Here is a 14,865-nt window from a genome sequence, read left to right on the forward strand (position 1 = left end):
ATTATTATTTAATCACTACTTTCACGAATTTGCGTTTCCCGACCTGAACGATCATACCGTCTTCCACGGCGATATGCTCATCCACGGAAGTCACTTTTTCTTCGTTGATTTTTACGGCACCTTGTTGCACCATGCGGCGCGCTTCGCCATTTGACGGCACGAGTTCCAGCACAGACAAAAGCTTGATAACCCACATCTTGCCGTCTTCCAATTCGCTTACGGCTACTTCTTTTTCCGGAATATCCGCAGGTAGCGCGCGCTGCTGGAACACGGTTTTGAAATGTTCTTCCGCTTGTTTTGCCGCTTCTTCACCCCAATACATTCTTACAAACGTATACGCAAGGCGCATTTTAGCGTCGCGCGGATGCACGGAACCGTCAGCTAACCCTCTCTTGAGCCTCTCCAATTCTTCCATAGAAATATCGGTCGCTAGTTCGTAATATTTTACCATCAGTTCGTCTGGAATTGACATGGCTTTGCCGTAAATTTCTTTCGGTGGCTCGCTAATACCGATATAGTTGCCCAAGCTTTTGCTCATCTTCTGTACGCCATCCAATCCTTCGATGATCGGCATCATCAGCGCGCATTGCTGTTCCTGTCCGAATTCCTTCTGCAACTGACGGCCCATCAACAAGTTAAACTTCTGATCCGTCCCTCCCAGTTCCACATCGCTTTCCAATACTACCGAATCATATCCTTGCATCAACGGATAGAAAAACTCATGGACGCTAATCGGTTGATTATTTGAATAACGTTTTTCAAAATCATCCCGTTCAAGCATTCGAGCTACTGTTATTTTCGCAGCTAAGTTTACTACATCTGCAAAATTCATAGGCGCTAGCCACTTGCTATTATAATTGACCTCAATCTTGCCTGTATCGAGGATTTTCGCAAACTGTTCTACATATGTCGCTGCATTCTTTTTGACTTCCTCTTCTGTAAGTTGCTTTCTCGCCTCGGATTTCCCGGTCGGGTCACCGATTCGTCCTGTGAAATCGCCAATAACCAATTGCACTCTATGTCCTAACTCCTGGAATTGACGCAACTTGTGAAGCACCACAGTATGGCCAATATGAATATCCGGTGCGGATGGATCTAGCCCAAGCTTTATTTTTAGCGGCTTTCCAGTTACGACAGAACGCTCCACCTTTTTTCTCATTTCTTCTTCCAGTATAATTTCTGCCACACCACGGCGGATAATGCTCATCTGACGCTCTACTTCACGCGCCTGCTCTTCGGTCAAAGCAATGCTTTCTTCAATCATGTCTGCTTCCTCCAATTCCTAATTTCTTAAAACAAAATAAAAAACTCGTCCCAAAAAGGGACGAGTTTGCTCGCGGTACCACCCTTACTTAAGGGCAAAAAAGCCCTTCACTCATACGGATAACGGCCTATTCCAAACGAATATACCGTCCGCCCACACATCTATACGGAGCGGAATTCACTCCAACGCTGTATTTCGCTGCCTGGCCGGGCCGGTTCTCACCTTCCACCGACTCTCTGCTGCTTCCGGTTCCAAAGCCACTACTGATACGCCTTCATCGTGAATAAAATGATATTATGCCTTTGTTATTACCATAATAACTAAAAGTAATAAGAGAATGCAACATTTAACCTCAGGAATCGTCTTTATGATATAATGTCTCTGTTACAGGTAAGGGGGAATTGTATGGAAAAACAAAACGGTTCCGCAAGTACGCCGGATAGGCCAAGGCGCAAAAAAAGCATTTGGCATACTCTTCTCATTATTTTTCAAGTTTCTGCCATTCTATTCTTTATGGGCGTGCTTTTCGCATGCGGTACCGCCGCTGGTTATGTCGCTTCGCTTGTCAAAGACGACCCGGTTCGCAGTTATAATGAAATTTACCAAAAAATCTCTACCAATAACTTAACCGGATTCGCATATTTCAAAGACAAAACAATGATCGGCCAATTGATCACAGCAGAAGACCGTCGGCTTGTATCGCATAAAGAGGTCTCACCTCATTTAATTGATGCTATCATCTCAACGGAAGACAAATATTTCTTTGAGCACAACGGGATCGTTCCTTCCGCCATCGCCCGGGCCGGAATCCAGCAGATTACCGGAGCATCGGTGCAGACAGGAGGAAGCACCCTAACCCAGCAACTTGTAAAACAAACGATCCTTTCGCCCGAACAAACAATGGAGCGAAAATTTAAAGAAATCTTCCTTGCATTGCGAATAGAGCGCATGTTCAGTAAGGAACAAATTCTCGACGCGTACATTAATAAAATGTACTTCGGAAAAAACGCCAATGGTTCGAATGTATATGGCGTTCAAGCGGCAGCTAAAGGGATTTTTGGCGTGAATGCCAAAGATTTGAATATCGCCCAATCGGCTTATCTGGCTGGAATGTTGCAGGCACCTTCTTCTTATATTCCATTTAAAAAGAGGGGTCTTCAACTGGGAAAAGAGCGCCAAAAAATCGTGCTGAACCGCATGCTGGAAAACGGCAAGATCACGAAACAGCAATACGATGAAGCATTGGCTTATGATATTGAAGCGCACTTGGCTAAACCAACACCTAAAGCGTTTGAGAAATATCCATTCCTTATGATGGAAATCGAAAAACGCGCAGCGGAAATCCTGTTACAACAAGATTTTGAGAAAAAGCCGGAACTAAAAAATCAACCGTATGAAAAACTTCTGGAAGAAAAACGAATGGCGGTTCGTCAGGGTGGCTACCACATTTATACCACCATTGATAAACGCATTTATGAAAAAATGCAGGAAATCGCCACTGATTCTGATAACTTTGGCCCGGAACGTCCACCAATCGGTGGCAAGCGAATGCCGGAACAGGTAGGAGCTATCCTAATCCATAATAAAACAGGGGCTATTCTCGGCATGATCGAAGGACGTGACTTCGAAATTGAGAAAACAAACCATGCAACCGTGCCCCGTCAGCCGGGTTCGGCAATCAAACCTGTCGGCGTGTATGCCCCTGCTATTGAGGAAGGCATTATTTCACCTGATTCAATCGTTGTCGATGAGGAGACTGTGTTCCCTGGTGGATATACCCCGAAAAATGACTCCAATAACTTTAAAGGGCCGATGACCATACGCCATGCTCTGAAATTTTCACGTAACGTACCGGCCGTTAAAGTGTATTTCGAAACCGGGGTTAAAAAATCGCTTTCTTACGTAAAGAAAATGGGCATAAACTCAATTGTGGACAGCGACTACTACCTGCCTACTGCACTCGGTGGATTTACGCATGGGATTTCTGTGGAAGAGCTAACAAATGCGTATGCTACCTTCCCAAATGAAGGGAACTTCATCGATGCTTATTTAATTGAGCGCATCGAAAACAGCGAGCATGAAGTGATATACCAACACAAACCAAAACCGGTACGCGTGTTCTCACCACAGACCGCCTGGATGATTACGGATATGTTGCGCGATGTTATCGACAGTGGTACCGGAACAAGGGTACGTCCCTACAAAATGGGACGCGATGTCGCAGGAAAAACAGGAACATCGCAGGATTATCGAGATAAATGGTTTGTGGGCTACACCCCCGACATTTCTCTTGGGGTATGGATTGGCTATGATAAAAAATACAAACTATATAAGAGCTCATTTTATAACGCTCAATACGTCTGGGGAAAAATTTTCAGCTCCGCTCTGAAAATCGACCCGAATCTTTCGCCTGCCGGCAATTATATGAAGCGTCCGCCAGGAACGTCCATGGCAGCCATTTATAACGCCGATTTGGCAACTTCAAAAAATCCTGCTTCCTATGGAAAGACGGAAGAAGAGAAAAAGAACGACAGCGAACAGAAGCCAAACACTGAAGGCGAAACAGTGGATAAAAACAAAGCGAAAGAAGAGAAGCCAGAAGACGAAACAAAATCCGAGCAGCCCGGTGATAATGCCGATAAGCCAAAAGAAGACAACAAGCAGTCGGATGAACAAAAAACTCCTTCCGACAAAAAGACGAGTAATGATGACGGCGAAAAAACATCTTCGAAGAAGCAATCCAAGCCGTCTGAAGACAAACCGAAGGAAGAGAAAAAAACAGATAGTAAAAAAGAAGGAAAAAAAGGAGAGGATTAATTCCCCTCCTTTTTTATGTTTAATCTTCCATTGTAGACAGGTCTCCGGTCGGCAACCCAAGTTCCCACGCTTTAAGGACGCGGCGCATGATTTTACCGGAACGCGTTTTTGGCAATTTATCTTTTACTTCAATTTCGCGCGGCGCTGCGTGCGCAGCCAGCCCCACTTTGACAAACTGGCGGATTTCCTCCAGCAGTTCATCGGTCGCTTCATATCCGTCACGCAGTGAGATGAACGCTTTGATAATCTCCCCGCGTACCGGGTCTGGCTTACCGATAACCCCCGCTTCTGCTACCGCCGGGTGCTCAACCAGCTTGCTTTCGACTTCAAATGGGCCCACACGCTCACCCGCCGTCATAATCACATCATCCACACGGCCTTGGAACCAGAAATATCCGTCTTCATCCATGTATGCTGAATCACCGGATACGTACCAACCCTTCAAGCGGAAATATTCCTCATACTTGGCCGGGTTGTTCCAAATTTTGCGCATCATTGACGGCCAACCGACTTTAATCGCCAGGTTGCCCATGCGGTTCGGCGGCAATTCATTGCCTTCATCGTCCACAATTGCCGCGACAATACCTGGAAATGGTTTACCCATGGAACCTGGTTTAATTGGCATGCTCGGATAATTACAGATTAGCTGGGCGCCCGTCTCTGTCATCCACCATGTGTCATGGATACGCTTATTGAATACTCTCGTGCCCCAATATACGACTTCCGGGTTCAGCGGCTCCCCTACGCTCAAAATATGACGTAAGCTGGACAGATTATACTGCTTCACCACTTCGTCACCCGCTCCCATCAGCATGCGAAACGCGGTCGGAGCGCTATACCAAACGGTAACTTTGTATTTCTCAATGGTGGAATACCAATCATGCGGACTGAAGCGGCCGCCACGAATAACGTTAGTTGCCCCATTGAGCCATGGGCCAAAAATACCATACGATGTCCCGGTTACCCAACCCGGGTCAGCCGTACACCAGTAAATGTCGTCATCCTTCAGATCCAGCACCCATTTGGCTGTCTGATAGTGCTGAATCATGGCATTATGAACATGAAGCACACCTTTCGGTTTTCCGGTAGAACCGGACGTATAGTGCAAGATAAGACCGTCTTCACGATCTACCCATTCGATTTGGAAATCTTCCGAAGCCTGCTCCATTTCCTTCTCATAGCTTACCTGTCCCTCTTCTAGTTCTCCTTCTGCACCAACCAGAATCACATGCTTCAACGCCGGAAGCTCTTTTACCGGAACGCGTGGCAACAGTGCGGGCGTCGTGACGATCGCAACCGCTTCACTGTCTTCCAGACGGTCGCGCACCGCGCCTTCCATGAAAGCTTCGAATAACGGACCAACGATGGCGCCGACTTTAATCGTACCTAGGACGCTTACATATAGTTCCGGTGTACGGGGCATAAAAATAAACACGCGCTCCCCTTTCCGAACTCCCAATTTGCGAAGTACATTTCCAAATTTATCAGATAAAGTTTTCAGTTCTGCAAATGTATATTTCTCATCGCGTGTTGCATCGCTATAATAAAGCGCTACCTTGTTTTCGCGGAGGGTGCCTATATGACGATCAATTGCTTCGTGTGCCATGTTTACTTTGCCCGTTTCATACCATGTAAATTGCTTTTCTACATCTTCCCAGCTGAAATTGTTATAAGCCTCTTCATACGCAGGCATATTATAACCGCTCCCAACCACGGGAAGTATCTTGCTGTGCATCGTTTCTTTCATATTGCAGCTCCTCTCCCACTAATTTTTACTTGATCCCAACCTAAATTCATATACTCTATTTTTTCCTTTGAAAACCCTTTCGTTATTTCGATTATACCAAATAATCTGTTATTTTATCAATTATTATCATTCACAGGTTTTTCAAATTTATGCATTGTCAGGATGATAGTTAATATTAGATAATTTCTAATTATAAAGAAAAAATGATAGATTGAATCAAACGGTGAAACATAACAAAACGATTTTATATCTGAATAGTAAGGTGTGAACGAATATGGAGCACAAAAAAACGTATTATCGAGAAGAAATAGAAAAATCAGCAGGCAGGCTTCTAATCGAAGGACCCGTTTCGCCTGAACGTGTCGCAATGCTTAAAATGGATGAAGGGTTGACAGCATTTCGCAAGCCGCGCGATCAGCAAAAAGCGCTGGAAGAAATCGCGGGTCTTCCCGAAGGACGCATTATTCTAGCAGTTCATAATGATACTATCGTCGGCTATGTCACTTTCCTCTACCCCGATCCAATGGAACGATGGGCACAGGCTGGAATGGAAGACCTGCTAGAACTAGGAGCCATTGAAGTGACCAAGTGTTTTCGTCATCAACATGTGGGGGAAGACATGCTGATGCTCGCCTTCCGTGATGATGCGATGGAAAATTACATTGTTTTTACGACCGAGTATTACTGGCACTGGGATTTAAAAGGCACAGGACTCGATGTATGGGAATACAGAAAAATTATGGAAAAAGTAATGGCTTCCGTCGGTCTTGAGTGGTTCGCCACCGACGATCCGGAGATTTGTGCCCATCCCGCGAACTGCTTAATGGCAAGAATCGGAAAGAACATTCCCATGGAATCGGTGCAAGCCTTTGATCGCATCCGCTTTCAAAATCGTTTTATGTATTAAACCGATACTAAGAAACAAGGTTCTTCGGCATCCGGCTGCATATATATCACGAATATTTCTATAGTCAGGGAGGAATATCCGATGCTCGTAGAAGATATTATGAGAAGAAGTTTAATAACCATCGAGCCGGAAGATTCAATTCGACTCGCACTTCTAAAAATTCATCAGCACCGGATTCGCCACTTGCCGGTTGTTTCAGAAGGCAAGCTGGTTGGAATTATCTCCGACCGCGATGTGCGGGATGCATGTCCTTCCATTATCAGCACACCGCATAATGAGGACGAAAAAATTTTAGACACGCCTGTCTCTTCCATTATACGCAAAAACGTGATTACCGCACACCCGCTCGATTTTGTGGAGGAAGCTGCGCTCGCACTTTACGATAACTGTATCGGATGCCTTCCTGTAGTCGTAAATGGCGAGCTGAAAGGAATGATTACGGAAACAGATATCCTTTATACACTTATTGAATTAATGGGCGTTCATCATCCAAGTTCCCATATTGAATTGGAAGTGGAAGATAAAGCTGGGCTTCTCGCTGATGTTGCCCAAATTTTCAAAGAAGTAAACTGCAATGTAACCAGCGTACTTGTATTCCCCGGAAAACAACCGGGCAAGAAAAATCTTGTGTTCCGCGTACAAACAATCGATCCACGCAACATCGTTTCCAAAATCGAGAAGGCCGGCTATCGTATGATTTGGCCCAGAGAATCAGAGGGATTACTATGAAAATAAAGTCAGCTTTTATTTACAGCGACGAATATTTACATTATTTTTTTAATGAAGAGCATCCGTTTAACCAAAAGCGTCTCGTATTGACGCTGGATTTGCTGCAAATGATGAATTTGCTTTCCGAAAACGATATTGTGCCGCCGCGGATGGCGACTGATGACGAACTGGCGCTTATACACGATCGGCAATATATCGAAGCAGTGAAAGAATGCGGCCATTCGAAGCAGGAAATCCCCATTGCCGCAAGCTTCGGATTAGGAACAGAGGACTGTCCTATCTTTCCTAATATGCATGAAGCATCGGCATTGGCGGTCGGCGGAACCCTTCGCGCCGTTGAATTGGTCATGTCCGGCGAATACCGCCACGCTGTCAACCTGGCTGGGGGGCTTCACCACGGCTTTCGTGGACGAGCTTCCGGATTCTGCATTTATAACGATTGCTCGGTTGCGATTGCGTATTTGCGCCAAAAATATGACGCCCGCGTGCTTTATATTGATACGGACGCACATCACGGCGACGGCGTACAATGGGCATTTTACGATGATCCGAACGTGCTGACCCTTTCCTTTCATGAAACAGGGAAATATCTTTTCCCTGGTACCGGAAATATTACTGAACGCGGGGATGGGCAAGGGTACGGCTTTTCGGTCAACGTCCCGCTGGATGCGTTTACAGAAGATGACTCATGGCTGGAAGCATACGATACCGTGCTTCCGACCGTAGCTCGCGGATTTAAACCGGATGTTATCGTGACGCAAAATGGATGTGATTCCCATATGTTCGATCCGCTGACACATCTGTCAACATCAATGCGGATTTATCAGGAGATTCCCAAGCTGGCAAGGGAACTTGCAGAAGAATTATGCGATGGCAGATTAATCGCAACCGGAGGGGGAGGATATGACATCTGGCGCGTGGTGCCGCGCGCCTGGACTTTATTGTGGGCTGAATTATCTGGTCAGCGAATCGTTAATAATGTGCCCATCCCACAGGCGTGGATTGCTAAATATCAAGAAGAAAGCCCGGTACAACTCGCGCCTACAATTCTTGATCCTGAAGGGCTGTTTCCGCCAATTCCGCGCCGGGCCGAGATTACCGCCAAGAACAAAAATACAATCGAAAAAGCACTTTTATATTGCCCGCGTGGATAAAAAAGCGGAAGGGTTGTCCTTCCGCTTTCGCTTTATAAATGCTCCAGCATATTTTTTACAATTTCATAAGAGCGCTTGGACGCTAACTTTGTAAATTCCGGGAAATTCACATGCGCCGAACCATCTGCCTTATCAGACATGGAACGAATCACAACAAATGGCACTCCGTTCATTGCACACACTTGGGCCACAGCTGCCCCTTCCATTTCCGTGCAGACACCGTTCATTGTCTCGTACAATTCCCGTACCGTCTCACGACTCGCAATAAACTGGTCCCCCGATAAAATGCGTCCAATAATCGTTCTACCTTCCGTTACCTTTTTGCTCGCTTTTACCGCAGCTTCCACCAGTTTCCCGTCCGCCTCGAATACCGATACATCAGCGAAAGGAATCTGACCGCGCGCAAAACCAAGCGCCGTTACATCCATATCATGGTGCTGGCAATCCGATGACACGACGATGTCTCCGATTTCTAACTCTGGGTGCAATGCGCCCGCCACACCGGTAAAAATAACCGCCTCTGCTTCGTACGTATCAATTAAAATCTGTGTGCATACGCTTGCGTTTACTTTGCCGACCCCACATTTACAGAGAACGACTTCTTTGCCTTCCCATTTCCCTTCATAATATGCAATGCCGGCTTTATGCGTCTCACGCGTAAGTTCCATGCCTTCTTTATATAGCTCAATTTCTTCGTCCATTGCTCCAATGATTCCGATTTTCATCTCCGCTTCTCCTTACTCCAATTCATCTTGCTGTTCTTCTGTCATACGTCCTTTGGTAGACTGACGCTCTTCAATCCGATGCGGCAAAATCACGATATGATGGTCAACTTTTTCATTATTCATATACTTAGTCAATAAACGCATCGCTACCGCGCCAATATCATACATCGGCTGTACTACTGTCGTCAGACGCGGCCGCACCATTTCTGCCAGGCGAATGTTATCAAAACCGATAACATCTATATCATCCGGAACGCGCAGGCCGCGGTCCTGCAAGCCATGGATAACCCCGACCGCCATTTCGTCGCTAACTGCAAAAATCGCCGTCGGCTGTTCCACCAAAGACAAAAATTGTTCAACAGCGGCCAGACCGGATTCGTAACGGAAATTGCCATTGTATACATAGCTATCCTTCAAGGGCAAACCGGCTTCTGTCAGCGCTTGCTTATATCCTTCAAATCGGCGCATACCCGCGAGCGGATCAATCAGCGGTCCAGTCACCATCGCAATCCGCCTGTGCCCTTTGTCAATCAAATACTTGGTTGCATCGTAACCGGCGTCGTAATGGCTAATATCAACCGATGGAAGCTTTCCGGTTGGATCTTTTGTTCCGGCGAGAACAATCGGCACAGAAGCGGTTGTAAAGACCTGCATATGGCTTTCCGTAATTTCACGGCCCATGAAAACAATGCCATCCACCTGTTTTTCCAGCAGCGTATTCGTTAAATGCACTTCTCGCTCAACACGCTCATCCGAATCACACAAAATAATGTTATACTTGTACATGCTAGCAATATCGTCAATACCGCGCGCAAGCTCCGCAAAAAACGGACTGGAAATATCAGGAATGATAACACCAACCGTTGTCGTCCGCTTGCTGGCAAGACCGCGTGCCACCGCGTTTGGACGATAGCCCAATTGCTCAATCGCCGCAAGTACTTTCTTTCTCGTCGATGGTTTTACATTCGGGTTTCCGTTCACAACACGAGAAACCGTCGCCATCGATACACCTGCTTCTCTTGCTACATCATAAATTGTAACCGGCAATCGTAACTCCTCCTATATTCTTTATGCATAATTATTGTATATCAGTTTTCACCCATTTTCATAATTTTTCATTTATCATATTATAAATCACTCTTGCATGCAATCGTATTCATGTAAACCTCATGAAAAGGAAAAAGACAAATCCATACTCTCACATGAGATTTGTCCATAAGCGCTTATGTTCCTCTCTTGTTTCCAATATAAGGCCCGATTCCGCCGTCGCTAATAGCCTTGTGAGCGACAATCCAGCGACTATTATCGTTGCTTTTCATTAATGTGTACTGGATGCGGTGCCGCTCACCTGTCATAAGCGTTCCTATACATTCCACAACCGCTGTGTTTTTATAATAAGAAGTTACGCGGATTTCCGGCATTTTCATGGAAAGCAGGCTAACATGGCGAAATGCAGGATGCACGGCCAACGCTTTGTTAGGAATCGAATAATTCAAATCAATTGTTTCATGCGTGAGCTGCGTTGCCAGTTGCTCGCTCCAGCTTTGTCTATAATAATTATATAATTGTTTTTTGCTTGTGAAATCGCTATACACACGAACTGGCTGCCCCTTTACATACGCAACTTTTGTATGCTCCGTAGCACGCCACACTTTTTCTTCCGCCTCGCGAATGGCATTGATCAGCTCCTGCCGCTCTGCTTTTCTTAGCTTTGGAAGCTGATGATCAAATGACATCGGTCCTTCAATCGGTGTCTTCCCATGCTCGCTCTGGATTTTTTGCCCGCCGCATCCTGTAGCAAGCGATGCAGTTACAAGAATCGTCATAAGGACAAGTGCTCGTGTATACTGTCGCGGCATATGCGTCACCCTGTTTCTCCTTAGAAATATGATACTTGTAGGGTGCACCTCTCTTATTCTTTTTATGTATATAAGAAAAACCGCTGAAATCATCTCAGCGGTTTTTGCCCGTTCACACTTATAAAACAGATGCGCTCTCTTTGTACAAGCCGGATTCGCGCAATTTAGTGACGAATTCGTTGAATTGCGGGATATTGATTTGCTGTTTTGCGTCGGAAAGCGCCACATCCGGATCCGGGTGCACTTCGATCATGACACCATCCGCTCCCACAGCCAGCGCAGCTTTCGCTGTCGGCAGCAGAATGTCACGGCGTCCTGTTGCATGCGTCACATCGACGAGCACTGGCAAGTGCGTCTCTTGTTTCAAAATCGGAACGGCGGAGATATCGAGCGTATTGCGTGTCGCTTTTTCGTATGTGCGGATACCGCGTTCACAAAGCATGACTTGATCGTTTCCACCGGACACGATATATTCAGCAGCGTGAATAAACTCTTCAATGGTAGCAGATAAACCGCGCTTTAAAAGCACCGGCGTTTTCACACGGCCCGCCGCCTTCAGCAACTCAAAGTTTTGCATGTTACGCGCCCCGATTTGAATGACATCCACGTATTCGGTCGCCATTTCAATATCAGCTGGATTCACGATTTCGCTCACTACTTTTAAGCCAAGTTCGTCTGCCACACGCCGCAAAATCTTCAAACCTTCCACGCCAAGTCCTTGGAAGTCATACGGCGACGTCCTCGGCTTGAATGCACCCCCACGTAAAAGGGTAATGCCGTTCGCTTTTAGCGCTTCCCCAACCTGACGAACTTGATTATACGATTCGACCGAACACGGGCCAGCCACAAGCACCGGATCTCCATCGCCTACCCGCACAGACCCAATTTCCACCACAGTATCCTCCTGCTTCTTCTTGCGGCTTACAAGCAATGCTTTGCGATGATCGTCTTTTTGCAATTCAAGAGAGGCGCTAAAGATTTGTTTAAAAAGATGCTGAATGGTGCTGTCTTCAAACGGCCCTTTATTATGCTCCAGAATCAAGTTCAGCATTTGACGTTCGCGCTCAGGGTCAAAACGATTAATCCCCTGCTTGAGCTTGACCCTCCCGATTTCCTGCACCAGCTCCGCTCGCCTGTTAATCAGCTCCAGAATCTGAAGATTTACCGCATCCAGATCACTGCGAAGCTGCTCCAACTTTTCGTTGCTCATCTTCTCTCCACCTCTTGTATTTTTTTCAGACAATTTTCAAAAAAATATTTGAAGTGTATTATATCTTATTCTTTGTTCTTTGTCAGCCTTTATATAAAAGAAAAAAGGAATTTTCTATCCCGCAGCGAATATCTTACATATTCCTTCAAATAAACCATGAAGGACACGCTTTATAATTGGAGGAGTTGTAAAGTATGGGCGAAGGACATTCACAACATATTTTCGCTCTTGATATCGGAACGCGCAGTGTAGTTGGACTGCTGGTGGTCCCTAGCCCGGAAGGCAAATTTGAGGTTATCGGGTATGAATGCGAAGAGCATACGGAGCGCTCAATGCTGGACGGACAAATCCACGACGTAGTGGCAGTAGCTGAAGTCATCTCTCGTGTCAAGCAACGTCTGGAAACGAAAGTAAATGTAAAGCTCACGGACGTGGCCGTAGCGGCTGCGGGACGTTCACTCCATACACAACGCATCGAAGTAAGCAAAGATATTTCCGGGGCAGGCCCAATATCACACAACGATAGTATCGCACTTGAACTTGCCGCCATCCAGAAAGCCCAGCGCATTCTGGCCAAACAACATAAAGCGAATGACTTTACCCAGTATTATTGTGTTGGCTATAGCGTGGTCAACTATTTTCTTGATGGGGAAATCATCGGTAGCCTGATCGACCAACGCGGCAACGAGGCAAAAGTGGAAATTATCGCTACGTTTCTCCCTCGTGTAGTTGTCGACTCCCTAATTGCTGCACTAAAACGAGCGGATCTCAGGATGTGCGCGCTTACACTTGAACCGATTGCAGCCATTAATGTGCTTGTTCCGCCCACCATGCGCCGCCTTAATGTGGCGCTGGTTGATATCGGAGCAGGTACATCGGATATTGCCATTACCGGAGCGGGAACAGTGACAGCATACGGCATGGTGCCGATCGCTGGAGACGAAATTACGGAAGCGCTCAGTCAGGCGTATCTGCTTGACTTTCCAATAGCTGAAGAAATCAAGCGGAAACTGTCGACACAGGACACGGTCACATTTTCCGACATCCTCGGCATAGAATACACCTATAGCCGCGAGGAAGTCATTCGTAATATTGAAACCGATATTCATAACCTTGCCAATTTAATCAGCGAACGCATTCTGGAGTTAAACGGAAATCCCCCGCAAGCAGTGATACTAATCGGCGGCGGTAGCCTGACACCAACCTTGCCCTCCAAAATTGCCGAACGCTTGAATCTTCCTCCCGCGCGCGTTGCTGTACGAGGCGCGGATGCTATCCAAGCCTTTATCGGCAAAGCGAACCTAACGGGGCCGGAATTCGTAACGCCGCTGGGAATTGCGGTAGCGGCAGTGAAACACCCGATTAAATATTTATCCATTCATCTTAACGGGGAAACGCTGCGTATCTTTGATTTAAAACAAATGACTGTCGGCGATGTGCTGCTGTACGCGGGGATAGACATCAAGCGTCTGCACGGACGTCCCGGTCTGGCGATGACCGTACACGTAAACGGCAAAATGAAAATCATTCCTGGCGGGCATGGCACAGCACCCGTTCTGCTCCTTAACAACGAGCCAGCACAACTGGATACGCCTGTTCAAGCGGAGGATCGGATCATATTTAAGCCGGGAAAAGATGGCGTTCCCGCTTCAGCTAAACCAATTGAACTGGCAGGAGACACCGACACGCTGGACATCATGCTAAATGATACTCCGTTATCCCTTTCTCCGTTCATTTTTATTAACGGTCAGGAAGCGTCATGGGATACGCCTCTCAAGGACAGGGATGAGATAGAAATCTCACTGCCGTCTACACTGCGCGAAGTACTCATCGCCGCAGGAGCATACAGACCGGAAATGGAAACCCAGCAACTGCCGTTTACCGTCAACGGAAAAGCAATGCATTATACGTATTCCACATACGTTTTTACTATCAACGGAAAAGAAGCCAGTCTGGATAACAAAATTAAGAAAAACGATCAGATTTTATATCGCAGACATACAACTGCACTTCCTACGATCGAGGATGTGCTTCCACCTGAAGAACGAACAGAAGTGAACACAATCATAACATTCAATGGAAAAACAGTTCAAATCCCTGCAAGTGAAATGGAAATTTACTTGGACGGGGAACGCGTTGCATTAACGGAACCGATCCGGGCGCACGCGTCCATCGCGGTGCGGGTTCGCTTCACGGGCGATCCGATCTTCAGCGATGTATTTCGCTATGTAGATGAAAGCTTGCAAACGATGGATTCAGGAAAAAATCTTGTAATTACAATTAACGGAAATCCAGCTTCATTCCAGGATGTCATCAAAACAGGAGACGTATTGGAGTGCAGGTGGGAATAATTGCAAATTTTTATCTCTATGTTTAATGAAAGTTTTTTTTAATTACTCCCTTGTTTCTTGCGAGACAAGGGAGTTTGTCTTCAATCTGACTTATAGCTAAAA

The 14,865-nt window shown here is 46.2% G+C and carries 10 protein-coding genes, 1 pseudogene and 1 other annotated feature; of the genes and pseudogenes, 5 read left to right on the forward strand and 6 right to left on the reverse strand.

What is annotated here, in order from left to right; translation table 11 throughout:
• Nucleotides 1-4: 4 nt before the first annotated feature.
• Nucleotides 5-1,264, reverse strand: a complete 1,260-nt coding sequence (tyrS, locus tag ACH33_RS13790) for a tyrosine--tRNA ligase (protein ID WP_057899552.1) — start codon at nucleotides 1,262-1,264, stop codon at nucleotides 5-7.
• 53 nt (nucleotides 1,265-1,317) lie between these two features.
• Nucleotides 1,318-1,551: a binding site (T-box leader), on the reverse strand.
• Between the two features lie 118 nt (nucleotides 1,552-1,669).
• On the opposite strand from tyrS, the gene ACH33_RS13795 reads away from it, so the two are divergent.
• Nucleotides 1,670-4,081, forward strand: a complete 2,412-nt coding sequence (locus ACH33_RS13795; protein WP_057899553.1) for a transglycosylase domain-containing protein — start codon at nucleotides 1,670-1,672, stop codon at nucleotides 4,079-4,081.
• A gap of 19 nt (nucleotides 4,082-4,100) precedes the next feature.
• Here the strand turns inward: ACH33_RS13795 and acsA are convergent, their stop codons facing one another.
• Nucleotides 4,101-5,816, reverse strand: coding sequence for an acetate--CoA ligase (gene acsA / locus ACH33_RS13800; RefSeq protein ID WP_057900392.1), 1,716 nt, complete (start codon nucleotides 5,814-5,816; stop codon nucleotides 4,101-4,103).
• A gap of 286 nt (nucleotides 5,817-6,102) precedes the next feature.
• Between acsA and ACH33_RS13805 the strand changes: the two genes are divergently transcribed.
• From ACH33_RS13805 to ACH33_RS13815, 3 genes are all read left to right on the forward strand, one after another.
• A complete protein-coding gene (locus tag ACH33_RS13805; RefSeq protein ID WP_057899554.1) occupies nucleotides 6,103-6,735 on the forward strand; it encodes a hypothetical protein in 633 nt (210 codons plus the stop codon).
• An 81-nt stretch (nucleotides 6,736-6,816) separates the two neighbouring features.
• Nucleotides 6,817-7,464 carry an acetoin utilization AcuB family protein gene (locus ACH33_RS13810; protein ID WP_057899555.1) on the forward strand — a complete coding sequence of 216 codons (648 nt, stop codon included), beginning with the start codon at nucleotides 6,817-6,819 and terminating at the stop codon, nucleotides 7,462-7,464.
• A complete protein-coding gene (locus tag ACH33_RS13815) occupies nucleotides 7,461-8,618 on the forward strand; it encodes an acetoin utilization protein AcuC (protein ID WP_057899556.1) in 1,158 nt (385 codons plus the stop codon). The genes ACH33_RS13810 and ACH33_RS13815 overlap by 4 nt, the downstream gene beginning before the upstream one ends.
• A gap of 44 nt (nucleotides 8,619-8,662) precedes the next feature.
• Here ACH33_RS13815 and ACH33_RS13820 read toward each other — a convergent pair.
• The 4 genes and pseudogenes from ACH33_RS13820 to ACH33_RS13835 all read right to left on the reverse strand — a co-directional run.
• Nucleotides 8,663-9,343, reverse strand: a pseudogene (locus tag ACH33_RS13820) (5'-methylthioadenosine/adenosylhomocysteine nucleosidase); the annotation flags it as partial.
• 12 nt (nucleotides 9,344-9,355) lie between these two features.
• Entirely contained in the window at nucleotides 9,356-10,390 is a 1,035-nt protein-coding gene (gene ccpA / locus ACH33_RS13825) for a catabolite control protein A (protein WP_057899558.1), read from the reverse strand.
• A gap of 176 nt (nucleotides 10,391-10,566) precedes the next feature.
• Complete coding sequence (locus ACH33_RS13830; protein ID WP_139184920.1) at nucleotides 10,567-11,202, reverse strand: hypothetical protein; 636 nt, start codon at nucleotides 11,200-11,202, stop codon at nucleotides 10,567-10,569.
• A 118-nt stretch (nucleotides 11,203-11,320) separates the two neighbouring features.
• Nucleotides 11,321-12,412, reverse strand: coding sequence for a bifunctional 3-deoxy-7-phosphoheptulonate synthase/chorismate mutase (locus tag ACH33_RS13835; protein WP_057899560.1), 1,092 nt, complete (start codon nucleotides 12,410-12,412; stop codon nucleotides 11,321-11,323).
• A 194-nt stretch (nucleotides 12,413-12,606) separates the two neighbouring features.
• Here ACH33_RS13835 and ACH33_RS13840 point away from each other — a divergent pair, with 194 nt between their 5' ends.
• Nucleotides 12,607-14,763, forward strand: a complete 2,157-nt coding sequence (locus ACH33_RS13840; protein ID WP_057899561.1) for a cell division protein FtsA — start codon at nucleotides 12,607-12,609, stop codon at nucleotides 14,761-14,763.
• Nucleotides 14,764-14,865 lie beyond the last annotated feature (102 nt).

This window comes from Aneurinibacillus sp. XH2 (assembly GCF_001439585.2).
In the GTDB taxonomy this organism is placed as follows: Bacteria; Bacillota; Bacilli; order Aneurinibacillales; family Aneurinibacillaceae; genus Aneurinibacillus; species Aneurinibacillus thermoaerophilus.